Annotated in this window: 20 protein-coding genes; 9 read left to right on the top strand and 11 right to left on the bottom strand. The window is 39.0% G+C overall.

What is annotated here, in order from left to right; translation table 11 throughout:
- Positions 1-241: 241 nt before the first annotated feature.
- Positions 242-1,033, bottom strand: a complete 792-nt coding sequence (locus tag FXV91_RS18210; protein WP_229392211.1) for a TIGR00266 family protein — start codon at positions 1,031-1,033, stop codon at positions 242-244.
- A 223-nt stretch (positions 1,034-1,256) separates the two neighbouring features.
- On the opposite strand from FXV91_RS18210, the gene FXV91_RS18205 reads away from it, so the two are divergent.
- The 3 genes from FXV91_RS18205 (at position 1,257) to FXV91_RS18195 (ending at position 4,526) form a co-directional block, all read left to right on the top strand.
- On the top strand, positions 1,257-2,429 hold the full coding sequence (locus FXV91_RS18205) for an RNA ligase (protein WP_229392210.1): 1,173 nt from the start codon (positions 1,257-1,259) through the stop codon (positions 2,427-2,429).
- Positions 2,430-2,874: 445 nt separating this feature from the next.
- Complete coding sequence (locus tag FXV91_RS18200) at positions 2,875-3,927, top strand: elongation factor Tu (RefSeq protein WP_229392209.1); 1,053 nt, start codon at positions 2,875-2,877, stop codon at positions 3,925-3,927.
- A gap of 62 nt (positions 3,928-3,989) precedes the next feature.
- A complete protein-coding gene (locus FXV91_RS18195; protein WP_229392208.1) occupies positions 3,990-4,526 on the top strand; it encodes a gamma-glutamylcyclotransferase in 537 nt (178 codons plus the stop codon).
- A gap of 74 nt (positions 4,527-4,600) precedes the next feature.
- Here FXV91_RS18195 and FXV91_RS18190 read toward each other — a convergent pair whose 3' ends face one another.
- The 3 genes from FXV91_RS18190 to FXV91_RS18180 all read right to left on the bottom strand — a co-directional run bounded on the left by FXV91_RS18190 (position 4,601) and on the right by FXV91_RS18180 (position 6,934).
- Positions 4,601-5,374 carry a sugar phosphate isomerase/epimerase family protein gene (locus FXV91_RS18190; RefSeq protein ID WP_229392207.1) on the bottom strand — a complete coding sequence of 258 codons (774 nt, stop codon included), beginning with the start codon at positions 5,372-5,374 and terminating at the stop codon, positions 4,601-4,603.
- 325 nt (positions 5,375-5,699) lie between these two features.
- A complete protein-coding gene (locus tag FXV91_RS18185; RefSeq protein ID WP_229392206.1) occupies positions 5,700-6,179 on the bottom strand; it encodes an RNA-binding domain-containing protein in 480 nt (159 codons plus the stop codon).
- A 209-nt stretch (positions 6,180-6,388) separates the two neighbouring features.
- Positions 6,389-6,934 carry a dephospho-CoA kinase gene (locus FXV91_RS18180; protein WP_229392205.1) on the bottom strand — a complete coding sequence of 182 codons (546 nt, stop codon included), beginning with the start codon at positions 6,932-6,934 and terminating at the stop codon, positions 6,389-6,391.
- Between the two features lie 367 nt (positions 6,935-7,301).
- Here FXV91_RS18180 and FXV91_RS18175 point away from each other — a divergent pair, with 367 nt between their 5' ends.
- The gene (locus FXV91_RS18175; protein ID WP_229392204.1) at positions 7,302-7,451 is read left to right on the top strand and encodes a hypothetical protein; all 150 of its coding nucleotides are present in this window, start codon (positions 7,302-7,304) and stop codon (positions 7,449-7,451) included.
- Here the strand turns inward: FXV91_RS18175 and FXV91_RS18170 are convergent.
- Complete coding sequence (locus FXV91_RS18170; protein ID WP_229392203.1) at positions 7,432-8,676, bottom strand: ORC1-type DNA replication protein; 1,245 nt, start codon at positions 8,674-8,676, stop codon at positions 7,432-7,434. The genes FXV91_RS18175 and FXV91_RS18170 overlap by 20 nt on opposite strands.
- Before the next feature lie 1,247 nt (positions 8,677-9,923).
- Here FXV91_RS18170 and FXV91_RS20075 point away from each other — a divergent pair.
- Positions 9,924-10,052: a hypothetical protein gene (locus tag FXV91_RS20075; RefSeq protein ID WP_255680705.1), complete on the top strand. Its 129-nt coding sequence runs from the start codon at positions 9,924-9,926 to the stop codon at positions 10,050-10,052.
- Between the two features lie 1,067 nt (positions 10,053-11,119).
- The gene (gene putP, locus FXV91_RS18165; RefSeq protein ID WP_229392202.1) at positions 11,120-12,649 is read left to right on the top strand and encodes a sodium/proline symporter PutP; all 1,530 of its coding nucleotides are present in this window, start codon (positions 11,120-11,122) and stop codon (positions 12,647-12,649) included.
- 1,339 nt (positions 12,650-13,988) lie between these two features.
- On the opposite strand, the gene FXV91_RS18160 is transcribed toward putP, so the two are convergent.
- Positions 13,989-14,189 (bottom strand): hypothetical protein, encoded by a 201-nt coding sequence (locus FXV91_RS18160; protein WP_229392201.1) that lies wholly within the window; start codon positions 14,187-14,189, stop codon positions 13,989-13,991.
- A gap of 354 nt (positions 14,190-14,543) precedes the next feature.
- Here FXV91_RS18160 and mfnA point away from each other — a divergent pair, with 354 nt between their 5' ends.
- The 3 genes from mfnA to FXV91_RS18145 all read left to right on the top strand — a co-directional run bounded on the left by mfnA (position 14,544) and on the right by FXV91_RS18145 (position 19,922).
- A complete protein-coding gene (gene mfnA / locus FXV91_RS18155; RefSeq protein WP_229392200.1) occupies positions 14,544-15,731 on the top strand; it encodes a tyrosine decarboxylase MfnA in 1,188 nt (395 codons plus the stop codon).
- Positions 15,732-16,194: 463 nt separating this feature from the next.
- On the top strand, positions 16,195-17,289 hold the full coding sequence (locus FXV91_RS18150; protein ID WP_229392199.1) for a CBS domain-containing protein: 1,095 nt from the start codon (positions 16,195-16,197) through the stop codon (positions 17,287-17,289).
- 1,088 nt (positions 17,290-18,377) lie between these two features.
- Complete coding sequence (locus FXV91_RS18145) at positions 18,378-19,922, top strand: TraB/GumN family protein (RefSeq protein ID WP_229392198.1); 1,545 nt, start codon at positions 18,378-18,380, stop codon at positions 19,920-19,922.
- Between the two features lie 175 nt (positions 19,923-20,097).
- Here the strand turns inward: FXV91_RS18145 and FXV91_RS18140 are convergent, their stop codons facing one another.
- The 5 genes from FXV91_RS18140 to FXV91_RS18120 all read right to left on the bottom strand — a co-directional run bounded on the left by FXV91_RS18140 (position 20,098) and on the right by FXV91_RS18120 (position 24,615).
- Positions 20,098-20,298 carry a DUF4405 domain-containing protein gene (locus FXV91_RS18140; RefSeq protein ID WP_229392234.1) on the bottom strand — a complete coding sequence of 67 codons (201 nt, stop codon included), beginning with the start codon at positions 20,296-20,298 and terminating at the stop codon, positions 20,098-20,100.
- A gap of 305 nt (positions 20,299-20,603) precedes the next feature.
- Positions 20,604-21,497 (bottom strand): formylmethanofuran--tetrahydromethanopterin N-formyltransferase, encoded by an 894-nt coding sequence (fhcD, locus tag FXV91_RS18135; protein ID WP_229392197.1) that lies wholly within the window; start codon positions 21,495-21,497, stop codon positions 20,604-20,606.
- Positions 21,498-22,135: 638 nt separating this feature from the next.
- Positions 22,136-22,615, bottom strand: coding sequence for a chemotaxis protein CheD (locus tag FXV91_RS18130; protein ID WP_229392196.1), 480 nt, complete (start codon positions 22,613-22,615; stop codon positions 22,136-22,138).
- Positions 22,616-22,680: 65 nt separating this feature from the next.
- On the bottom strand, positions 22,681-23,307 hold the full coding sequence (locus FXV91_RS18125) for a chemotaxis protein CheC (protein WP_229392195.1): 627 nt from the start codon (positions 23,305-23,307) through the stop codon (positions 22,681-22,683).
- 216 nt (positions 23,308-23,523) lie between these two features.
- Entirely contained in the window at positions 23,524-24,615 is a 1,092-nt protein-coding gene (locus FXV91_RS18120) for a protein-glutamate O-methyltransferase CheR (protein ID WP_229392194.1), read from the bottom strand.
- Positions 24,616-24,620: the final 5 nt, after the last annotated feature.

The raw sequence follows: 24,620 nt of genomic DNA, 5'->3' as shown, positions 1-24,620 counted from the left end.
AGGAAAAAAAGAGAAAAGAAGAAAGAGAAGGATATAAAAGGTCTGCTCCTTGAAGGACAGACCTTCCTATCTTTTAATATTTCCTGTTCTATTTCTTGTTATATTTCTTATTCTATTTCCTGTTTTATTTCCTGTTTTATCCGTTATCAGTTTAAATTAACATGTTAATTCTTGATTCCTGTTCACAGTTTTCACTTGCCTGCAACTATACTTGCGACTATACTTAGTAATTGCTTCTGTTTTAGAATGACCTGTCTCCGCCAAGAAGGCCTCCCAGAACCCCACTGCCACCAATGCCAGTCTGTTCATCCCGATTGCGGCCGTAAGCAGAAGCTGCAAAAATCCTGTCTGCAAGGCGTGAGAAAGGCAGGCTCTGCATGTACACAGTGCCCGGACCTGTCAGGGTAGCAAGGACGACTCCTTCACCACCAAACAGGGCATTTTTAAAGTCTTTTGACCATGTTATGTCATAAGTTACAGTTTCGGTAAAAGCTGCTACACAGCCCGTATCAATATGGTAAGTCTCACCTGGAGCCAGGTCTTTTCTTATAACCGTGCCTCCGATATGCACAAAAGCCAATCCGTTACCCCGGAGCCTCTGAAGAATGAATCCCTCACCGCCGAAAAGCCCTGCTCCTAGTTTGCGGGTAAAAGCTAATTCTACTTCCACGCCCCGAGCAGCACAGAGAAAAGCATCCTTCTGGCAGAGAATACTGCCTCCAAATTTGGAGAGGTCAAGGGGAAGAATCTTGCCCGGATACGGAGCCGCAAAGGCTACATGCCCTTTTCCGGAACCTTTGTGAATAAAGCTTGTAATAAAGAAACTCTCGCCTGTCAGGGCTCGTTTCAGTCCCTTTTTCAGACCTCCCAGGAGTCCGCCGCCTTCATTACCCATACCTGTCTGCATCTGGATTCCGGGCCCCATATATGCCATAGCCCCAGCCTCTGCCTGAACAGCCTCACCTGGATCAAGCTCAATCTCAACGATCTGCATATCGTTGCCAATAATCTCGTAGTCAATATCGTCAGCCATTTTGTAGCCTCCTGGTTTACATTTCCTGGTTTACATTTCCTGGTTTACATTTCCTGGTTTATATTGAAATTTAAGTACAGAAATTAGGAGCAACATACTTAAAAAGATTTTTGATAAACTGGCTTATTCTTCATAGACCAACCGGTTTCTTATGGACTGATGCACTCTGGAACTTAATAAGGGAATGATAACTTATTTCATGCCTGAAAACAGATTAACAAATATGAACAGAGGGGAAAATGGGGAAATAAGCCCTGAGTTTGTTGCGCGGCTGGCTGGCTACCTGGGATTTGATGAGGGGAGAGTTCAACACCTCTTCGAAAAAAATTATCTTGCCAGAAACTGGGGAAAGCATGACTATCTTTTCCGTTTCGACAAAGAAATCTCCCGGATAGAAAGGGGAACAGTGCTTTATGAAAAAGAGGATTCGTTTGAAGTAATTATGGGTTTTCCTAAAATCCGGAGAGCGATGGTGCTTGATCCAACGCTTAAAAAACATTTCAGCGGGCTTGAAAAGGTAGCTGTTGAAGAAAAAATGAACGGATATAATGTTAGGGTAGCAAACGTAAAAGGCGAGATCCTGGCAATTACCCGGAGCGGCTATGTCTGTCCTTACACGACTGAAAGGGCAAAAGAGAAACTTGACCTGAAATTTTTTGACGACTTCCCCGAACTCGTACTTTATGGGGAAATGCTGGGTCCTGACAATCCGTACGTTCCAAAAGAAATCTATGGTATCGAATCCGTGGAGTTCTATATATTCGATATCCGGGAGAAAAATAGCGGCCACCCCCTTTCCATAGCCAGAAAACATGAAATTCTGGAAAAATACGGCTTTCTGCAAGTTCGATGCTTCGGAGAAACTCCCCTGCAGACAGCGGCAGAGGAGATTGCTAAAATTATCAGGGAGCTTGGAGAAAAAGAGTACGAAGGCGTGGTTATAAAGGACCCTGAAATGGTTCTTACCCCCCTGAAATATACCTCGTCCCAGAGCAACTGCTCGGACCTGAGGCACGCCTTCAAGTTCTACAATGAAGCTGGCAGGGACTATATGCTCTCCAGAATTGTTAGAGAAGGATTCCAGACAGTGGAATGGAACGAAAATGAAGTCGAGTTCAAAAAACGTTTTATGCAGCTTGGGGAAAGCATCCTGAACCCTCTAAGAGAGTCGATACGGAGTGTAAAGAACGGTCAACGGCTCTACGAGGAAGCTAGAATAAGAGTAAAAGAGCTTAAGACCGCTACAGAATTTGAGAATTATCTAAAAAGGCTTGGGATTGATGCGATTTTTGAAGAGCCGCAGCCGATAGGAAATGAGTATCTGATAATTATTAAAAAAATAAACAAAAGCACCAATGATAAGACTCAAGCAATCTTAGAAGGGGATCTCTGGTAACAGTGTTTACCTACATAAGACTATTTCTGGCTATTTTTGATTGACTTTCTTTTTCCTGGCTGAGTTATTTTTCTTGATTGAGTTATTTTACAGGCTTTGAGTTATTTTTCCGGATTGGTTTTCTTTTCCTGGTTAGTTTCTCCTTGGTTTTCTTTTCCTGGTTAGTTTCTCCTTGGTAATAGTGCGAAAAGAAATATATTACAGTATCTTAATACCAGTGGCAGATAGAAAGCTGGCGAAATTTACAGTCTAAAAGTTGCTTATTTAGGAAAGGTCGCGTGTTCAAAAATCTATTATTTGGAAAAAATTAAGGTTCAATTAATCTTTAAGCTTCAATTAACTCTTACATTCTAAGTAAATTCACTAAATCTGAAAATATTTCCATTAAACCTCATTGATTTGGAAAACATTGGTTCAGAATATTGATTCAGAAAGGGGACTCAAAATGGTAAACGTTGCAATTATAGGAACAGAAAAAAGCGGCAGGACCTCCCTTGCCGCAAACCTCGGGAGAAAAGGAACGGCTTCCGATATAACAATGTATAATAACGATAAGGAAGGTCGTAACATGGTTTTTGTGGATGCTCATAGCTATCCGAAAACCCTGAAATCTCTGGTTACGGCACTGAACATTTCCGATATAGCAGTCCTGTGCATCCCCTCCCAGGGCCTGGACGCCCACACCGGAGAATGTATTATTGCACTGGACCTTCTGGGCTTTAAATATGGAATTATTGCCCTGACAAGGTCGGACAGTACCCACATGCATGCAATTGATGAACTGAAGGCAAAGATAAAAGTAATCACTGCAGGAACCGCGCTCCAGGACTGGGAATGTATCGTCCTGAACACAAATAAAAGTGCAAAGAATCCTTTTGAAGGTGTGGACGATCTTAAAGCCAGAATAAATGAAATGGCAGGGAAAATAGAAATCGAACACACGGAACTCAACAATCTGCCTGCAAGGATCTTTATAGACCACGCTTTTAATGTGATGGGAAAAGGATGTGTTGTCCTCGGGGTTGTCAAGCAGGGCATCTCAAAGGATAAAGATAAGACCAAAATTTTCCCACTGGACAGAGATATCGAAATTAAGTCAATCCAGAGCCATGATGTAGATATAACTGAAGCTCCAACCGGCACAAGAGTCGGGATGCGCCTGAAAAACGTACAGGCAAAGGACATAGAGAGAGGCTTCATCATCTCTGATAAGGAAATCGTTACTACCGACTATATCCTGGAATGCACGATCTCAAAATTTACGAAAAAAATAGAACCCGCAAGTGTACTTCACCTTTTTGTTGGGCTTCAGTCCGAACCTGTGCGTGTTGAAAAAATACTGGTTAATGAAAATGAAGTAAAAGAAGCAAAGCCAGGCACTACCTGCGTGCTGGAACTTTCTGGAAACAAAAAGGTTGCCTATAGCAAAGAAGACCGTTTCCTGCTTGCAAACCTTGACCTGACTCAGCGCTTTGCAGCTTACGGCTTTTCTAAATAAGATAATTTTAAAACTGGATAAAAAGAAGTCGAATTAAAAGAAATCGAATTAAAAATTATTGGGTGAAAAAGAAACGAGTCCAGAAAGGAAAGAGTTCAGAAGAGAAAAACATGGCTCCGGAGACAGACAGGGCTCTCTATGGCAGGGTCTTTCACAGGAATGTTTGCTGGCAGCGTTCATACGAAAGGGTGGAAAGCGAAGAGATTACAATGGCTCTCTATGGTAGTCTCAGAAATGGACTATATAATAATCGCCGTTTAAACCTCCCAAAAAGATCGGATTTCTTGGGAATAACAAGAATCGAGGGGTATGCCCTTTACTCCCTGGGCCCTTATCCGGCTGTCTACCCGGCTGAGAACAGTTATGTGATTGCAGAAGTGCGCAGATTTTCAGGGAAACAGCAGCTCGAAGTTGCAAAATCCATTGATTATATGGAGCTTTTCGGGGGGTATCACAGAGAATATGTGGACCTTGAAATAGAGAAACAAAAATTAAAGGGTTTTATATACGTTTACGATGAAAAACCCGAAGCTGAAATAATCGAGCACGGTGATTGGGTCCATTACCTTAAAGAAAAAGAACTCAAAGGAAAAAATTAAATAAAAATAAGGAAAAAAATAAGAGAAAAGACTGTAAGAGCTGAGAAGAAAAACAGACAAGAAACTACAGATGATTACAGTTTTCTTAAAAACTCGAGGCTTTTGACCCCTTCTTCAACCGAGGCCATTTCGGTAACAAAGATTCCTTTGTAGTTTGAGAGTTTTTCCATAACCTGCTTCCAGTTTATATTACCCTCTCCAAGAGGTAGATGTTCATCTTTTTTGCCCATATTGTCGTGGATGTGTACATGGGAAATCCGATCTCCAAGCTGGTCCAGAAATTCATCTGTAAGTCCAACTGTATTTGCGTGCCCTACATCAAAGGTGAAACCTATGTTGTGACTTCCGACAGCATCAAGCATTTCCTGCATTTCATCAGGATATTTGCCGAAAATCTTTGGAAGATCGGGCATATTCTCAACAGCTATCAGAACTCCGAGATCGGCTGCAAAGTCACATAATTCCCGGATAGAGGCAAGGTTTGTCATATAGGCTTGCTGCGGAACCTGTACCCCATAGGGAGAGAGGTATCCGGGATGTACTACAGCCAGATTAACATAATTAGAGGCAAGTGTCAGGTAATGCTTCATCTGCCTGAGGACTTCCGTGCGGATTGAGTTATTCAGGCCTGCAAGGTTCATGTCCGAAAAAGGCAAATGCAGGGTTAACTCCAGACTGGTAGTATCATAAATATTCTTCAGGTTCTGAACAGTCTTGCTACTCAGGCACTGAGATCCTTCCTGTACGATCTCCCAGCCCGTATACCCACTATCTTCGAGCTTGTATGCCCATTTAAAGGGATCCTCAACGACCGCACGCGATGAGAAACTGATTCTTTGCAACTGCATGGTTGTAATTCATCCCCTTTAATTCGTCCTTTATTCGTCCTTCTTAATTCATTCCTCTTAATTCATCCTGTTTAAGATAAATTTGGGGCGGGAATTGAAATATAATTAACTAAATTTCAATGATTAACTGAATTTCTCGGCCGAGATTCGCAAGTAACTGGAACAATAGTCACTAATTTAATTATTAACTAATTCCGTATTAACTAATTCCGTATTAACTAATTCCGTATTAACTAATTCCGTATTAACTAATTCCGTATTAACTAATTCCGTATTAACTAATTCCGTATTAACTAATTCCGTATTAACTAAAAACTCGAGAACTTCAGCCCATTTCCACATAGTCGATTCCCATTTCAACAACTGGCACCCCTTCTTCGGTAAGAGGCAAAAGCCACTCAAAAAGCCTCTCCATTTCCTCAGAAGAGTCTGCCCTGATAATGACTTCAATAGACCCCATGTATTCTTCTTCAGCAGGTACGCTGGGAATTCCGACAAAAGCTGCCTGCTTGTTGAGTAAAAAACGGACCGAGAGCTCATCCCTGGATAATCCTTTATTGAAAGCCTTGTTGCGGATACTATCTATGATCTGTTCTCTACGAATAAGTCCGTGCAGTGTAAGCAGGAGATCAAGCCCTCCCTTGCCTGTAAGGAGAAAAGAAGGAGAAACTCCTTTTTCGGGTTCCGTTGCATCAATAGGTTCTTGTTGAAGTTCTATTCCTGTAAAAAGGCCCGAAACTGCTTTAATGACTTTTTCAGGGTCTTCCGTAGGGTATACAGCTGCTGAAACCTTTACACTTATCATAAATTTACTCCACTTATACTTTCAAATGTTATTGTTCTGGAAGGTTTTCAGTTGAATTGCTTTTTCGGCATTGCTCAACAGAAATTGATAATTGTCTTAACTTGCTCTCTTCGGGAAAGTTAATTTACATAATTTATTAAACCATCATTTGCAGGGTTTGTTCTTGAGCGTTGTCCTATCAGGGCTCTCAAAATGCAGCCTCTCTGGACTTATGGTAAATAATTCCTTAAAACCTCGACAACATCTTTTCTGAAGATCTCAAGCGTGGAGTTATTTTCAATTTCCACATTGGAAGCTTCTATGGCTTCTCCCATGCCCCAGCCAAGTTCTCGTTCGTCCCTGTGGCGGAGACCTTCGATACTGTTCATATCATCGCTTCTTCCTCTTTTCTGGACTCTGGAAAAGCGGATCTCAATGGGAGCATAAATGGAAATAAGGATGAAGCCTCTTCCGAATTCCTGCCTGAAACACTCTACTTCAGCAATCCCGCGTACACCGTCAACAACCACAAGTTCAGAGCCTGTTTCCTTTATTTGAGAAATGCAACGTCTGGCAACAGCATCCATGCCCTCACACTTGCGAAGGTCCGTTGCAACCATTCCGGTGTTTGAATCGTTGGGTTCAAGCCCACGCTTCAGAACTTCCTTCCGGATCACATCACCCATAATAATAACAGGAATGCCTATCTCAGTGGCAATCCTTGAAGCTTCGGATTTTCCCGAAGCTGGCATGCCTACGAACGCTATTATCTTCATCAAAAATTACCTTTTTAAACCTGAATCCTTGGATTTTAATTATAAGCCTGAACTATAAATCTGAGTAGAAGTTTAGATAGGAATCTCACTTAGAATTTCAGTGGAACCTCAAGTTATAACTTTAGACCATGAAATAATCTTTAGACCATAAGATATGATAGAAGCTTGAGCAGTATGGACTCTGAAATTAGTGAATATTACTGAATATTACTGAATATTACTGAATAATATAGATCTATACCTGACATATACCTGACATGTGAATTATGATATGATCCTAGTCAAACCACAGGATCATATATATTATTTCCTGAAAAAATAAGGCTATTTCTGAAAAATTGAAGGAAAAGCCTCAGGAAAGAAAATTATGAGAAAAGAGCTTCTCAGTAAAAACATGAAAATTATTGAGTGCATGAAAAAGCTTATCGAATGCATAGAAAAGCCAGAAAGGCCGGATCAAAAAGATAATCCGGGCTTTAAAAAGAAATCTATAGAATTTAAGAGAACATCTTGTTGAAAACGGAGGCTTTAAAATCTACAAGAGGTTTGAGCCTGTAGTCTTCGAGGAGGACTTTGCGAGTGTTTTCCACAGGAACGCTCAAAGAGATTTCTTTTGTCCTTCCGTACCGTCCCTTACTTACTACTACTGCATTGACTATACCCAGCATGTCAAGTTCTGACATCAGGTCAGTGACCCTGCGCTGAGTAAGGATGTCCACATCAATATGATGGCAGAGCTGGCGGTAAACATTATACATCTCGCCGGTTGTGATATTCTTGCCCTCTCTTCCGCGGTTCCTGAGCAGGATGATACTGTAAAGCACAAGTTTGGATTGGGTCGGGAGAGTACGCACGACTTCCACTACGCGGTCTATTTCGATTTTTTCTTGCGCGCGCCTTACGTGTTCCTCAAGAACCTGAGGCAGGTTTTCTCTCTCTGCAATTTCTCCAGAAACGCGCAGAAGATCAAGTGCCCTGCGGGCATCGCCGTGTTCCTGGGCTGCAAAAGCTGCACAGAGCGGGATTACCATTTCGCCAAGCACCCCATCATTGTAAGCCATTTTTGCCCTTTGCTTCAGGATATCACTTATCTGCTCGGCATCATAAGGTGGAAAGATTAACTCCTCTTCACCCAGGGAACTTTTTACTCTGGGATCCAGAAACTCCGTGAATTTGAGGTCATTGGAAACCCCGATCATGCTGACCTTGGCTTTCTTGAGATCTGTATTGATCCTTGAAAGGTTGTAGAGTACATCATCGCCTTTCTTGATCAGCTTGTCAATTTCGTCCAGAATGATAATAATAACCTGGTCTCTTGCATCGATCGCTTCCTTAAATTTCATGAAAACCTGATCTGTAGGCCACCCGGTCATGGGCACCTCTTCTTCGAAATGCCTGGCAAGATTTGCAAGAAGCCTGTACTGAGTATCGATTACCTCGCAATTAATATAAACAACAGAACAGAAAATTGACTTGTCTTCACTTACTCTTTCGAGTTCTTTTCCTACATACCTGGTCACTGCAGTCTTTCCTGTCCCTGTTTTTCCGTAAATCAGGACATTCGAAGGGGTCTCTCCACGGAGTGCGGAAACCAGGATAGTTGCAAGACTGTTTATCTGTTCATTCCTGTGTAATAACAGGTCCGGTGTATAAGAAGGACGAAGAACCTCTTTGTTTTTGAAAATTGACTTTCCGTCAAGTAATTTTTCGAATAAGCCGTCTAATGATTGAGCTTTTATCATAAATGACCCTCTTCATAAAAGTTATAATATCGCAGATGTAACGGGTTAAGATAGTCTATATGGACAATTGACAGTTAATGCGTGTGTTGATATTCAAAGTTGAAAATACTTAAGGAATTAACGAACCGCAAAATTTTTGCCCTTCCTGTAATTTCAAATTTTCGTATTTCATAGTCCAGTTCAGTTTTTAGTTTAGTGATTTAGTTTAGCTTTTTAGTTTAATTTTTTTAGTTTAATCTGCCTGGTGTGAATTTTTTACTTTGGAGTGGTTTTTTACTTTGGAGTGGTTTTTTACTTTAGAATGGTTTTTTACTTTAGAATGGTTTTTACTTTGGAGTGACTTTTACTTTGGAGTCTTAATTTTCGATCCCAATTATTGGAGTAAATTTAGGCATTGAAAGCCCTGCTTAAGGAGCTAGATTATCATTTATATGTATCAAGATGGGGGGAGAAAACTGCAAAGTTTAATCAAATTCTCAAAGTTTAAATTAAATTCTCAAAGTTTAAATCAAGTTCTTAAAATGTTTTTGATAGTTTTTATCATTTGGAATTCCGCATGCTGGAAGCTCAAAACATTATCCAAACATGGAAAAGATCTATTGAAAGACTTGACTGTGAATTTTCAAAGTGTCTTTCACTCCTGATTCTCAGTAACTCTGGAAATCAGGTTTGTTATTTTGTATAATTTTGATAAGCTAAACCTTGTGAATTAGGGATTCACAAAGGGAGATGGATAGATAAATGCATGTTTCTTAAAGTTAATGCCTGAAATTTTATTTCCAGCAGGCTGGGGGTAAGATGAAAATTCAGTTGCGCACTTTAAGCCATCTCTTAAACCCTGATAAATCTGTACTCGGAACATTCTTTAGCTAAAATTTTAAGTTAAATTTGTATATAAACACCTGATTTCAAGGTAGGTTTGCAGTAGATGCAATGGAAGTACACCGTATTAATAGTTATGGTAAAGACCCCTTTATTTCTACTGGAACTGATGTTTACCTTAAATATCTATTGAAGGAATCAATATCATCAGACTCATTTATAAAAAAATGAAGAGTAAATAGTTCCAGAACCCCTGAAGGTAAGATTTAAATCCTCTTTTTCGCGTGGAAGAAGATCAAGAATTTTTGAACCCCTTTATTTCCATTCAATGACTAAAAATATTTATTAGAGAATAATAATAAAAGGGAAATAAATGACTGTGTTGAAACGAAAGTGGATGTGTCAAAAACAAAAACAGTTTTGTTATGAATAAAGCCATTGACAATAAATTAGTTAGTAAGAAAATACAAAGAGAAGGAAGAAAAATAAGAATTGATCCTGATAACAAATATATTGATGAAGTCTTGATGAGCAAAAAATTAGATATGTTTTGATATTAACTTATGAGTTTTTATTTAGAATATATACTTTTCAAAATATTCTGTTTCAGAAAACCGGCTTTTTGAAGTTATTAATTTAGTTATAACTATAGTTTTGCTTACTAATTTAGCATGAAAGTACTGCAACTTGAAAAGTACTTTCATATTTTTGTACCTGTTATTCGAAGAATTTCATGTGCGTTTATGATAACAAAGAATTTTTTGAAAAAATCAAAGTTGTGCTGGCGCACCCCGCTGCAAGCAACGGGGTATGTTCGCGCCACCGCTCCAAATTCCGTTAAAGGAGATAATATCCCTAAACAATTTAGTTTGAGCAGAAGTTAACAACCAAAAAATGGGATTGATAAATCATATTATCATTAACGGTTACCGGGGAAGTTTTCCATCCCCGCAGCAAGCTAGCGGGGTATTCGACTGAAATAAATTAAAAGTGACAATCCGTTAATAATTAGTTCAATGAACCGAAATAAAATGAGCTGCTTTAATAATATCTGGATAACAGGATAGTGCTATAGAACTGTTATAAATTATAGACAATATTATAAGTAGCCTACTATAAAAATTGTGTGACAAATAATTACATTTCTGAAGACATAATCGCCGACAGAATTGGTATTAACTAGTATTGTGATTCCGAAGTATGTTCACAAAAGTTGAAGTTTGAATATATCAATAGTCACCAATTTTCCCATTAAATAAGGAATTTATTTTGGAATCGAAGCACTAGTAAATATGAAGATAGAATTAACGTTAGCAGAAGTATCTTAAAGGAAATAATCTAACAAAAATTGTAACAGAATTTCTAACAGAATTTCTAGCAGGAATTCTAACAGAAGCCTAACAGAAGCCTAACAGAAGCCTAACAGAAGCCTAACAGAAGTCTGAAATTTTAAAGGAAATGATGCTAACACAAGTAATTTTAGCGGAAGCAGATAATATTTTGTTAGATATAAGGAACTTCCAAAAAACTTACTAAAAACGAAATTTACTTAAAAATAAAGTTTTACTTAAAAATAAAGTTTTACTTAAAAATGGAATTTTCTTAAAAATGGAGTTAAACAATGGTATCAGATAATTTCAGTATTGTACTTGTTTTCGCAATATATCTGCTTTTCATGATCTCCATCGGAGTTCTCTATTATCGGAAAACGGAGAATCTTGCGGATTATATTTTAGGAGGAAGAAAGCTAAACAGCTGGGTTACCGCGCTGAGTTCTCAGGCATCGGATATGAGTGGCTGGTTGCTACTGGGATTACCGGGGTATGCTTACCTGTCAGGAATGGAATCTATCTGGTTAGCACTGGGATTGGCTGCTGGAACTTACCTGAACTGGAAATTTGTTGCAAAAAAATTACGCGAGTATACCGAGATTGCAGGGGATTCCATTACTATTCCCGTGTACTTTGAAAACCGGTTCAGAGATAAAAGCCATGCTTTGAGGATTATCTCATCTATACTGATTCTGGTTTTCTTCCTGCTTTACACTTCTTCAGGACTTGTTGCAAGTGGAAAGCTTTTTAACACCGTTTTTGAAATCCCTTATCAGCAAGCTCTTCTTATCGGTGTACTGGTGATTATCAGCTATACGTTCCTCGGAGGTTTCATGGCTGTTTGCTGGACTGATTTTTTCCAGGGTATGCTAATGCTCTGTGCCATTGTTTTTGTGCCTCTTGCAGCTATGAAAGGAATTGGAGGTTACGACTCGACCGTGAGCCTGATTGAGAGTATAGACCCACAAATGCTTAATCCCTGGACTGCTCTTGCTGGTGGTGCAATTCCTCTTATCTCAAACCTTGCCTGGGGCCTGGGATACTTTGGTATGCCGCACATCCTGGTCCGTTTTATGGCTATAGAATCCCCTGACAAAATTAAGCAGGCAAGAATTATTGCGATGGTCTGGGTCATTATTTCCCTTTTCTTTGCCGTAGCGATCGGGATTGTTGGAAGAGCTTACCTGTATCCTGAGTTTCTTGGAGCAGCTGGAAGCGAGACCATCTTTATGGTAATGGTAAATACCTTATTCACGCCCATTATTGCAGGAATTCTCCTTGCAGCTATCCTTGCAGCCATCATGAGTACTGCTGATTCCCAGCTCCTTGTTGCCGCATCTGCCTTTACTGAAGACATTTACAGGATAGCCATGAAAAAAAGCGCAAGTGAAAAGGAGCTTGTCTGGATGGGCAGGTTTGCAGTTATTGTAATTTCAGCAATTGCCTATCTAATAGCAAGGGACCCGAATAACTCGGTTATGGGTCTGGTCTCATATGCATGGGCAGGATTTGGAGCTGCCTTTGGGCCTGTTGTTCTCTTCTCTCTTTTTTGGAGAAAAACAACCAGAAACGGAGCACTCGGTGGAATGGTTGTTGGCGGCCTCGTCGTTATCATCTGGAAGCAGCTCTCGGGTGGAATTTTTGACCTGTATGAAATCGTCCCTGGATTCTTCCTCTCATGCATAACAATCTATACCATCAGCATTCTGGATAAGGAAGGCCCTGCAAAAGAAATCCTCAAAGAATTCGACCGCGTAAATCATGTAGCTCTCCATGGAAAGACCATTCACAGAGAAGATACAGAACCTTTCGAAACCTGATCTGAGTAGGGTCTGAGAATTACTTCTCTAGACCCTGTAAATCACTTTTAATCCAGACTCTATAAGAGTTCCTCCGCCAGTTAGCCTGGCACTACTTCCTTAATTTTTTCTCTTTTCTCTTTTCTCTTTTCTCTTTTCTCTTTTCTCTTCTTTTTTTACTCTTAAAGACCGGACTAACTTCCGAAGACAAAGGCCGAACTGATTCCCGAAGACAAAAATGACACAAGATTACGAATACCATTGTACGGCTCTGGACTCGAGATCATTGTACGGCTCCCAACAAGATTTCGAGCCAGCATTTTGTGATTTATATTTGCTTAAAAATGTAATCAGATGAAAGTCGATGACCAAAAAGATGGGATACATAGTCAAAAAATTGAAATAAATTGAAGCTTCAAATTGAACTTCGTAAACCCAAGGATTTAAAGGTTAGATTAGGATTTTCAGGATTGGATTTAAGGATTGGATTTAAGGATTGGATTTAAGGATTGGATTTTCAGGATTGGATTTTCAGGATTGGATTTAAGGATTGGATTTTCAGGATTTTGAGACTTAATTTTGAATATTGGTTTCCAAATTAATATGAAAGGCTAAGTTTTAGAGAATAGGTCAGATTTCCTAAAGGACTAAGTTTCAGAAAGTAGAGCGAGCTTTAGGAATCATAACTTAAAAAATTAGATTTTGAATTAATGGTAAGATTCGATAGTTTAAGATTTAGTAGTTAATAGTTTGTTTCCAGGAGTTTACATGTTCTGAAGTGTTTTGTCTATTGTATAAAAGCTGGGTGAAATACTAGAATAAAAAGGAGAGAAGAAAGAAATGTAAACCCCCCTTTGTTTCCACTGGAACGTTTATATAACCCCCGGACCCCATGGTTTCTACTGAAAGGTTTCAGGAATTTGAATAACAAAATAAAATCACATTTTATTTTTGATATAACAACAAAATAATGTTGTTTAGTTATAATTCTAATTGTATATATAGTTTATTATTAAGGTATAAAAATTTAGAGGTTTTTACGAGCTAAACGAAAATAAAATGCTTTTATACAAGAATTAAAATAAATTTACAAATTTTTAATTAAATTTATTAATTAGTCAACAAAATCTATACTTCGACCGCTTTATCCCTCTCCAGTAGAAATGAAGGGGTCCCTCTCAAATAAAACAATTCTTTTTATCAAAATATCCTTGATAATCTGGTCATTCAGGTTCTCCATTTACTGGAAAACCCTATGCAGTGACTAGAAAATATGTAAAAAAGTACTCAAAAACTACTAATCAAAACTATTGAATCTCTTTCGAGTTATAAGCTAAACTGTTTTTTAACTAGTTAAGAACTAATTTAAGAACCTATATAGTTGCTTTTCCTTCTTCTTTTCCTTCTTCTTTCTTTTTCCTCCTTCTTTCTTTTTCCTCTTTCTTCTTTTCCTCCTTCTTTCTTTTTCCTCCTCCTTCTTTTCCTTCTTCTTTCTTTTCCCTCTTTCTTCTTTTCCTTCTTCTTTCTTTTTTCTCCTTCTATCCGCTTTATTTATTTTCAAAAGTTCGCTTTATTTATTTTCAAAAGTTGATGCTTTTTTGAGTATTTCTCAAAGTCTTTCTTTTATTTTAATTTTTTCTTGTTCTTTTTTTTCCTTTCCTTTTTCTTATGTTTTTTTAGTTTTTAGTTCTTTTTTCCTTGTTTTTAGATTTTTTAAATCATTCCACTATTTTTATTTTTTTAACCACTTCGTTTTTTATTTATTAACAATGCATTTTTTATTTGAATTCATTCCAATCTATCCCAAGCAGGTGGCTAATTAAAACCATACTGGACTTCCAGGAAGTGCGGAAAGTTAGTTTTTCGAGTTTTATTCCATAAGTCTTTTAAATAAAACTGGTTTTACTTTATCTGTATGAATGAGCAGGGTCTTTCTGAAAGAGAGATATTTTCCTATCTGGAAAATGCAAAGTCAGAAGATACGGATTATTATCGGGTTTTAAGTTCTATGTGCACTCACCCTCATAAGATTGCAGTTGAAGGTCACAGGCTCTTTATTGAGGCTAACCTGGGCGATCTCGGTCTTTTTGCCGGAGCCCACAGGCTTGAGCAGGAGGTTGTCAGAATGCTCGGGGAGCTCCTTCACGCTCCTTCAATCAATATTCCTTCTGGAGACTCGTGTGAGAGTTCGGTTTGCGGCTACCTTACCACAGGAGGTACTGAATCGAATATTCAGGCTGTAAGAGGAATGAAAAATCTTGTAACCACAGGGAAGGAAGGATTAAAAGGAACTCCAAATATTGTAATTCCCGAATCGGCTCATTTTTCTTTTGATAAGGTTGCCGACATGATGGGTATAGAAGTCAGAAGGGCTTCTCTTGATTCGGAGTTCAGGGTGGACCTGGCATCTGTTGAAAGTCATATAAATAAAAACACCATAGGACTTGTAGGAATAGCAGGGAACACTGAGTTTGGCCAGGTGGACCCTATCGATAAACTCTCGGAACTAGCTCTTGAAAACGAACTTTTCCTGCATGTTGATGCGGCATTCGGAGGCTTCGTAATTCCTTTCCTGGAAAAGCCCCAACCTTTTGATTTCAAAGTGCCAGGAGTTACTTCTATCGCTATAGACCCTCACAAAATGGGCCTGTCCACAATTCCATCAGGCGCTCTGCTTTTCAGATCCCCTTCTTTCCTGGACTCCCTCAAGGTAAATACCCCATATCTTACCACAAAATCTCAGTTCACACTTACGGGTACCCGCAGTGGAGCTTCAGCTGCCGCTACCTGCGCGGTCATGAAATATCTTGGTCACGAAGGCTACAGAAAAAATGTACAGTATTGCATGCAACTTACTGCAAAAATGGTTGCAGAAGCTCGGAAAATCGGTTTCGAACCCCTGCTCGAACCTGTAATGAATGTAGTTGCTCTGAAAGTCCCGGATCCTGACCTTGTTAGAGAACAGCTTCTTGAAAGATTTGGCTGGAATGTCTCAATCACCCGCATTCCAAGGGCCCTTCGCCTTGTCCTGATGCCCCACAATAATCCAGAAGATATCGAAATATTTTTGCGGGATCTTAAAACAGTGATAGCAGAAATTTAAAGATATTAAGTTTGCTATTAAAATTTAGCTGTTAATTTTAGCTATTAAAAATTTAGATATTAAAAATTAAAGTTGTCATTTGTCGCAAGCCATTCACTTTTTCTTTATCTTATTTTTACGTGACAGTCTTTTATATAACAGTCCGATGTATGATTCAGAATTATTTTGTCAGACTACTTTTTTGTCAGACTACTTTTTTGTCAGACTACTTTATCCACTAATAATTCTTATCAGATTTGTTATACACATTCATCAAGTTTGTTACAAGCATTTATCAAGTCTGTTTATTCAGGTTTGCTGTACATATTCACCGATTCGGATATGATGCAAAAATAATTATACTATTTAAAATAATATAATACACGTTTTTAACCTTTGATTCCTGTCTCTTAAGTAGGTTAAATTGTATATAACTTATCAAGTACTTGTGTTTATATAAACTAAATAGGGGGTATTTTGTTTCATGAAATCTGCACTGAAAATCGGAAGTGTACTGGGCATACCTATAAGACTGCATATCACTTTTCTTTTGATACTTCCCATTTTTGCATATGTATTTGCAATCAATCCATATCCTTATGGCTTTCAGGGGGTTGAACCGCCTGCGACAAAATACGCGCTTTCCGCTCTCACTGCAATTCTGCTCTTCGCGTCAATTCTTTTGCATGAGCTTGCACATTCATATTTGGCAAAGCGATATGGAGTCAATATTGAGAGCATCACGCTCTTCCTCTTCGGAGGAGTATCTTCAATGGAAGAGATGCCAAGGGACCCCGGACAGGAAGCAAAGATGGCTTTTGCAGGGCCTCTAACAAGCCTGATTATAGGTGCTGCCTGCCTTCTCGTATACGGAAATATAATTGCGCCAAACCCTGCGCTTTCTGGAAATCCTGTTTATCTGACAATCTGGATTCTTGGAGCCATGAATATAGTGCTCGCAATTTTCAATCTGTTGCCCGCATTTCCAATGGATGGAGGCAGGGTGCTCCGTTCTTTCTATGCCAGGAGAATGTCTTACGTTAAAGCTACACAGAGTGCAGCTGCGGTAGGGAAGTTTTTTGCTATCCTGATGGCGATCTTCGGAATTCTCGTAGGAAACCTCTGGTTCCCTTTGATTGCTCTCTTCATTTACGTTGGTGCATCCGAGGAAGAACGTTCCACTCAGGCATCCGTAACTCTAGAAAATGTCCTGGTAAGAGATATAATGACGAAAGATGTAGTTTCCGTGCCCTCTTCCATGAATATCGAAGAACTGGTTCATTTCATGTTTGAGAATAAGCATATGGGTTATCCTGTAATAGACGGGGGAAGTCTGAAAGGTATTGTAACTTTTACCGACATCCAACGCGTTTCTATTCTTGACCGCCCTGTAACCCGAGTCTCGGATATTATGACCAGGGATGTCCTATCCGTTCCTTCGAGTGCACAGGCAAGTGACGTCCTCAAACTGGTTACGTCTAGAAACATAGGAAGAGTCCTGGTCATTGATGACGGGTCTCTTGTAGGAGTACTTTCCAGAACAGACTTGGTCCGGACATTGAGGCTTAGATCAGAATGATGCACTAATATTCCTTCCTGCAAATATACATCCGAAGAAGGATGTGCATCAGAAGAAGAATGTGCATCAGAAGAGAAGTGTACTGAAGGAAGGCGTATCTGAAGAAGAGCGCATCTGAAGAAAAATGTGAACCTAAAAAGAATTATATAAATGCACACGGAGAATCTAAACTAAATTATTAAAGGAGAACTGTAAATAGCAAAGTGTAAATTTCTGGCAGGTAATCATACTGGCTAATTATCTGCCTAAACTAAATTCTTTTATAGCTTATTTGTACTAGTCTGCCACGTGTATGTTCTAGTTATTTTAGATGTATAATTTAATATCTTTGAAGTATAGTTTAATCTTGAATACATGGTTTAATACTTTGAAATATATTTTAATATTTTAGATACGTAGTTTAGTATAAGGCAATTGTAAGTTAATTATTCACAATAAACGGTGGTACATAGCTAGAAGGTCGATATTACTGCAGGGCAGCCTTATGGCATCTTTTAACTTTCTTTATAGACGCTGCGCGTGACCTGGCCAATCGGCTTCAATCAAATTAGGGATTAATCTTCAACCGCACTGGATAAATGGAGTGCCAAAACATTAATTACTTGACCGTGGACAATTCAATAAATACAACCTATCTTACATTTGGAGTCTTACATATTGGATATCTATAAATTTTACATATTGGATATCTATAAATTGGCTATGATGTATAGATTGATTATGATAGATGGCTATTAATAGATCAGTTATTAACAGGCCAGACGTTTAAGATCAGTTATTTAAAGACCAGTTATTTATGATCAGTTATTTACGGATCAGTTATATATCATACGTAACTTATTTAATATGTATGGATTAATTATACCATGTATTGAATTACCTGTGTACTAAATCATTACTTGATATCTCCTAATTCGCGGCAGTGAATGTTTATATTCATAAATATGATGGATAAATTACGTATTCTGGCAATGGGCTTGAAGTAAAGTAATGTGCTCTGGACAGCAGTACGTAGCAATACAGTGAAATGCTTTGCTCTATGCACTTTTATCCGTTATTTCTAATCTACCGCAGCAGAGAGACTGATAATGGATAGGTCTGAAATTACAGATTCTCAGGACAAGGATCCTGAATACAATTTTCATAGTTCATCTCAGGAGTCAATATACTCTATGGACAAACTTATAACAAAATCCACAGAAGATAGCGTTTCTGTCGGGAAGTCTAAACTTTCCGATTCTTCGATCAACAAGCCCGAGGAAACCAGGGCTTCTGTGCCGGTGTCTGCAGCGGAAGTCGAAGAGGTTGAAGTGAAGCTCGATATAAGTTCCGAGCTTATTGCGGAACCTCTTCCTGACTCAGCTTCAGAAGTCTCAGTTCCTTCTTCTTTCCAGCCTCCTTCTGCGGATGGGAACAATCCGGCTATCAAGTTTCAGCCTTCAAAGGTTGTGCTCATAGGTACGGCACATGTTTCTGAAAAGAGCGTGGCTGAAGTCAGGGATACTATCAGGAAGCTTAAACCCGATATTGTAGCCATCGAGCTCTGCCGTGCACGTTATGACTCTCTTAAAGGAAACGTCCAGCAGACAAACCAGCTTCCAATAAAGGAAATTCTCGCTGAAGGAAAGGTGTACTTTTACCTTGTCCACTGGCTGCTAGCCTATGTGCAGAAAAAGATCGGTGAAGACATGGGTGTAAAACCCGGTTCTGAGATGATTTCTGCAATCGAGGAAGCAGAAGCGTCAGGAGCCAGAGTAGCTTTAATTGACAGAGATATTCAGGTTACTCTCCAGCGGTTCTGGGGCCGCATGAAATTCCTGGAAAAAATAAAGATGCTCGGCTCTCTCATAGGCGGCCTTATAGGAATAGGAAGAGGAGTCGATATCGATATCGATCAGATTACTCAACAGGATGTTGTCACAGCCCTTGTCAGTGAGCTCAGAGAATTTGCCCCAACTGCGGCTGAAACTCTAATAGATGAGCGGGATGCATACCTTGCAGGGAGCATCCTCAAGGTCGCTGCTGGCGGAAATAAAACGATTGTTGCAGTTATTGGAGCAGGACATAAGCCAGGAGTAATTAATCACCTGAAACACCCAAAGAGCATCCCGCCTCTCAATACTCTTATGGAGGTTCCGAAAAAGCGCATTGGAATCGGTAAAGTTATCGGTTTTGGAATCGTTGGTCTTGCGATCCTTGTTTTTTTGCTGCTGCTCGCATCGGGCACTCCTCTGAAACTCCTCTTGATAGCTTTCGGGTGGTGGTTCCTGATTAACGGGGTTTTGAGCGCAGCCGGTGCCCTACTGGCGGGGGGACATCCATACTCTGCTCTTACTGCCTTTTCGGTTGCCTGGTTAACCTCTCTGAACCCTATGATGGCTGCAGGCTGGTTTGCAGGGCTGGTAGAAGCAAAACAGCGAAATCCTACCACTGACGACATTAAAGCCCTTGCAGGTATAGAAACCTTCAAAGAAATGTTCAAAAACAGGTTCATGCGTGTTCTACTTGTAGCCAGCTTTGCCAATATAGGAAGTGTAATAGGCACTTTCCTTGGGGCATATGTAATGATGCAGGTTACAGGTCTCGACCCGCAGGATCTTCTCCGTTCAGGGATCAGTGCGCTCGGACTTTAAGGATAATTCTCTGGTAGCTGGACGATGTCTTTGCTTTCCAGGTTTTTCCGATTTTTTTATTTTTTGTTCGCTTCTTGAAGATCCCTGTTCTTTTACGATTCGCACTCTTTTATAAATCGGCTTTTTTCTCTTATAAACGGCTTTACTATAATTTATTCTTTTTATAAATTATGTTTTATAACTTACACTTTTCTTTCCTGAAGAAACTCTTCGTAGTGCGTGCAATCCACTTCCAATGAAGGATTAAATGAATGACCACAAGAATTGACATCAGAATTCCAATTCTACTGTGTATCCAGACCCAGGTAGCTTTCGTTAGCCCCATGTATGCAAGGTATCTGCCCCTTTGAACTCCCAAAGGCATGAAAAAATACATCAAAAAACCCGTGCCTGCGCCTCCAAAAAACAAGGTTGCCAGAGCAAAGTCTACCAAATAATTGATTTTTTGTCTGTTCAGGTTTTCCACTCTCGCGTCTGTTTCTCTGAATCCGAAAAGTAGTTTCTTAATAGCAAAACTTCCTAAAAACTAGATTTCTAAGAATGCGGCTTTCCAAGTTTCATCAGTAGTTATTTTCCTGAAAAGTATTCTGGTCTGGAAAATAAAAAGGTATGTGAAAGATATGCGAGAGAGATGTATAGACAAAAAGAAAATTGAATTACTAAAAAGAGAAAATTTTGAGCTCAGAAGAGCTCGTGAAGTTTGAATTGATACTTACCCAGTTTGCCGCCGTAATTACCTGCAGATATCTTCTTGATTCCGGGAACAGTTACTGCAGCTTTTATTCCGGCTTTCATGGCTGCTTTTATGCTTTCCTCGTCAAGCCCGTTAATAACAATTTCATAAACAGCATTAACATCGGCAGGAATTTCAGTGTTTTCCACTTTGTCCTTTATGGAGGGGCAGAATTTTTCATTTGCAGTAGCTTTCAGGAATTTATATTTATTCGCTCCTGCCTTGGATCCGCTTGAGACAATGCCGCCTGGGAATGGGGTAATTGTGCCTTCAAGTTCTGCAATTGCATCAACAGCAACCTCGGCTGCAGTCAGGGCGCTCATCTGTGAATCTCCGAAGATAAAGAAGTTTCCGCCTGCAATTCCGGCTATAGCTCCTATATTGTCTTCAGTCACAAAGTCTCCTTCCATGATCGGGACTTTGTATACTCTGCGGCCTGCGACCTGAGCCTCGGACTCCATACCGTCTCCGAAGAACTTGAGTTTAAAGCCAATATTAAATTGTTTCTCAGCGTCAGGGAGCCCGTTAAAGACTGCAGTTGTAGGGGCGGTAAGTACGCATTGCCCTATCCTCTCAAGCAGCTGTTCTTCGAGAGCTTCATATTTGAAAGTACAGATCTGGATATAGACTCCAGGTCTCCCGTCAGGGGTCTCGCTGGGGCTTGCGAACCTTTCAATTCCAGCCTCTGCAGGACACATTATAACTGATGTCCCGAAGCCGGTGGCTTCAGTGGCCGCTACCTGGGCCCAGCGTTTTGTAACAGCTGTTATGAGCACTCTTGAAATTTTGATCGGAAACGCTTCTGCATATGTATCTTCGATTTCTACTCCATTGATTTCCATGAAAATCCCCTAGTTTACTTTTCATTATTAGTTTGGTATCCAGGTTTGATGTCTGCTATAAATTAGCGTATTTTAGCGTATAGCGTATTTTAGCGTATAGCGTATTTTAGCGTATAGCGTATTTTGGTATATTCCAGTATAATCCAGCACAGTCCAGCATAATAAATCATTTTTTAGCCTGCTTTTATAATTTTGAGCTATTTATATTAGTTTAAATTATCTTTTTTATACTGGTCGCTCACGCTCTGCTGGATTGTTTATGCCGTACAGAAAAAGTCACATAATCGTAGCGTTACTTAATCTCAGGCATACATTTAAAGTTTTATGGTACTTTTATTTTCGTTGATTTAATTAATCGGTTTCACAATTAGCGAATGAATGTCTATTATAATATTTATATCAAATATATAATTTTTCAAAGAAAAGAATTCTGAAAAAGTTAGAAAGGTGTGGTAGAACAAGATAAGAAAAGGTGTGGTAGAACAAGATTGGAAATCGAAGGGCTGGATATGTTAAAGTAAATCAGGAAATAAAAAGGTTGGATAGTATTGAAATGAATCAAAAAATTCGGTATGCCAGATAATCTATAGATTAATTAGAAGAAGATTTTAAAAGATGAAGGCTTTAATTTACCGTTCTCAGATTACTTTATCGCCTCTGAGAATTGTCTTTATAAGAAGATCGCCAGTAAAGGTATCAAGTATTATCGTGCGTCCGTAGTTTTCCCCTGTGTCTTCAGCTATGATTGATACTCCAAGTTTTATCAGGGTTTCTCTCGCGCACTTTATGTTTCTCTCACCTATATTCATATATGAGTTTTCGAACATGCTTGCGCCTCCAACTATTTTTGCCTCAAGTTTTTCTCTGGAACCACCTTTTTTTATAATTTCATTTACAAGGTACTCTATTCCTGCATCTGTAAATTTGGCAGGATTATCCTTTATCTTTGCTTTTTCTATATTCGGAAGCATGGTATGAAGAAGGCCTCCTATTCTTTCCTGCCTGTCATAGAGTGTTATGCCCAGGCAGGAACCCAGTCCGGAGGTTTTAATTTTTGCAGGGCTTTTAGCTATTGCACAGTCCCCTATACCCACTATAAATATGCCTGAATCGGTCAATTTATAAAAGCCTCCTTATGGTTTGCTGATGGCCTTTCATAATGTACTGGTTCGTATTCGGTAAGTCAGGAGTTTTGATCAACCATTGTACTAATTTTTTCTAACAGATGGTTCAGAGACTCAGGATCAAGCAAAATCAATATGTTTCCGTTAATTTTCTTTTCTTTTATTAGAAACTCTGCATCAAGGATGAGTGCAAAATCTGCTATATAACTCATCTCTGTAACCGCTGAATTGAAAATGGAATCAGACATATCGTATGTCACATAAGGCGCTGAAATCGAAATGTTAAGCTTCAAAAATTTCGCAAGAGAAGTTACATAGGTTCTTGCCAGGATATGACTAACTTCTTCAATTAAAGACAGATTTATAGGATCTGTCAAATCTCTGCTCGCCTTTTCACCCGAAAGGGTAAGGTAGAGGCTTTCTGCGCTATTTTCAGAAAAAAAGACAAGAATATAACCATTAAGGTCATCTTTAATACGCATTAATGTACCCAGCACAGGTGACTCTGAAAAGCCTGCAATTTTCGGTATATTTTCGATTAACCCAAATTTTGTATCGATAACTCTGGTACAGACAAGACTGTTTACTAGTCTGGAAAGAGAAATTGCTGAGTTTCCGATCCCTATATTTCCTATCTCTTTAAGTGCTCCATACTCAAATTCACTCAAGTTTTTAATCTTTTCCATGAGCTTCCCCTTTAATTCCCTTCAGATTTTTGAGATTTTTTAAGTTTTTTCAGGTCTCTCAGTTTTTCCAGGTCTTTTAAGTTTATTCAGTTCTCTCAGTTTTTTTAATCCTTTTAGGTTTTTTAATCCTTTTAGTTTTTAGGCCCCAGACTTTTCAGTTTTTCAGGTTTTTCAGATTTTTCAGATTTTTCAAAACCTTCAAATCTTTTAAACATACTAAGTTTCTTTTATATACAGGCGTTCTCTTGCGTTGTATGGCTTAAAACGGTTTGAAGCGGTTCCCAGCAGTGTCTCTGCCTTTCCTATCACAAAGAAACCTCCTCTGTTTAATGAGTGATGAAAATTAAGCTGTAGCTGTTCCTGAATCTCTTTTTTAAAATATATCATGACGTTTCGGCAGATTATAAGGTCAAAACGGTTTGTACAGGATTCAGATATCATATCATGATGTTTAAAACGTATCATACTTTTTAACTGATCGGAAACATGATACATCTCACCCTGCCTTACGAAATAGCTTTCTTTTGTACTGGCGCCTACATTTTTAAGCACATTTTCATGGTAAGCCCCTTTTCGGGCTTTTTCAAGGCTTAAATTATCAATATCAGTACCTGTAATGCTTATTCTATAGCTGTCCAAGTCTCTCCCAAGAACCCTGTGTAGCAAAATGGCAAGAGAATAGACCTCTTCTCCTGTTGCACAGCCCGCACTCCAGATACGGATTGATTTTACAAGCGAATCTGATCTGGATTTTATCAGAAAAGGAATAACTTCTTTTTCAATTACTCCGAAGGTTTCCGGGTTTCGGAAAAACTCACTAACATTTATGGTAAGGACTTTAATGAGATACTCGTGTTCTGCTGAGTTCTTCTTTAGCAGCCTGAGGTACTCTTCATAGCTCTCTGAATTGGTAGCTCTGACCCGGACATTCACTCTACGCTTGAAATGAGCTTCTTTATATTGCTCACAGTTAAAACCGGTACTTTCCTTAATTACTTTTTTTAACAGTTCGAATCCAGGATCTTCTTCGAGATTCCTGTCTGCCTTTAGACTTCTATCTGCTTTTAGATTTTTATCTGCCTTTAGACTTCTATCTGCTTTTAGATTTTTATCTGCCTTTGTTCTATCTTCACCTGTTTGTATGCTCTCTTTGTTTATTTTTACTTCTTCTCTACTTGTTTTTGTTCCATATTTACCATCTTTTATTCCATCTTTATTGCCCTTTACTCTCTCTTTATTTACTTTTATTCCATTTTTTCTTCCTACTCCTTCTTCATTTATCTTTACTCCACCTTGGTTTATCTCCATTCATT

Origin of the sequence: Methanosarcina sp. DH2, assembly GCF_020804225.1 — an archaeon.
Lineage (GTDB): Archaea > Halobacteriota > Methanosarcinia > Methanosarcinales > Methanosarcinaceae > Methanosarcina.
The sequence above is the reverse complement of the archived record's forward strand: the minus strand, read 5'-3'. Positions and strand labels throughout refer to the sequence as shown.

Excerpts from the sequence above, each read along its gene's own strand:
- putP (WP_229392202.1), top strand. The coding sequence starts at position 11,120 with ATGGTATCAGATAATTTCAGTATTGTACTTGTTTTCGCAATATATCTG.
- FXV91_RS18205 (WP_229392210.1), top strand. The coding sequence starts at position 1,257 with ATGAACAGAGGGGAAAATGGGGAAATAAGCCCTGAGTTTGTTGCGCGG.
- FXV91_RS20075 (WP_255680705.1), top strand. The coding sequence starts at position 9,924 with ATGAATAAAGCCATTGACAATAAATTAGTTAGTAAGAAAATACAAAGA.
- FXV91_RS18175 (WP_229392204.1), top strand. The coding sequence starts at position 7,302 with ATGAGAAAAGAGCTTCTCAGTAAAAACATGAAAATTATTGAGTGCATG.
- mfnA (WP_229392200.1), top strand. The coding sequence starts at position 14,544 with ATGAATGAGCAGGGTCTTTCTGAAAGAGAGATATTTTCCTATCTGGAA.
- FXV91_RS18200 (WP_229392209.1), top strand. The coding sequence starts at position 2,875 with ATGGTAAACGTTGCAATTATAGGAACAGAAAAAAGCGGCAGGACCTCC.
- FXV91_RS18180 (WP_229392205.1), bottom strand. The coding sequence starts at position 6,934 with ATGAAGATAATAGCGTTCGTAGGCATGCCAGCTTCGGGAAAATCCGAA.
- fhcD (WP_229392197.1), bottom strand. The coding sequence starts at position 21,497 with ATGGAAATCAATGGAGTAGAAATCGAAGATACATATGCAGAAGCGTTT.
- FXV91_RS18145 (WP_229392198.1), top strand. The coding sequence starts at position 18,378 with ATGGATAGGTCTGAAATTACAGATTCTCAGGACAAGGATCCTGAATAC.
- FXV91_RS18120 (WP_229392194.1), bottom strand. The coding sequence starts at position 24,615 with ATGGAGATAAACCAAGGTGGAGTAAAGATAAATGAAGAAGGAGTAGGA.
- FXV91_RS18125 (WP_229392195.1), bottom strand. The coding sequence starts at position 23,307 with ATGGAAAAGATTAAAAACTTGAGTGAATTTGAGTATGGAGCACTTAAA.
- FXV91_RS18150 (WP_229392199.1), top strand. The coding sequence starts at position 16,195 with ATGAAATCTGCACTGAAAATCGGAAGTGTACTGGGCATACCTATAAGA.
- FXV91_RS18190 (WP_229392207.1), bottom strand. The coding sequence starts at position 5,374 with ATGCAGTTGCAAAGAATCAGTTTCTCATCGCGTGCGGTCGTTGAGGAT.
- FXV91_RS18185 (WP_229392206.1), bottom strand. The coding sequence starts at position 6,179 with ATGATAAGTGTAAAGGTTTCAGCAGCTGTATACCCTACGGAAGACCCT.
- FXV91_RS18170 (WP_229392203.1), bottom strand. The coding sequence starts at position 8,676 with ATGATAAAAGCTCAATCATTAGACGGCTTATTCGAAAAATTACTTGAC.
- FXV91_RS18140 (WP_229392234.1), bottom strand. The coding sequence starts at position 20,298 with ATGTATTTTTTCATGCCTTTGGGAGTTCAAAGGGGCAGATACCTTGCA.
- FXV91_RS18210 (WP_229392211.1), bottom strand. The coding sequence starts at position 1,033 with ATGGCTGACGATATTGACTACGAGATTATTGGCAACGATATGCAGATC.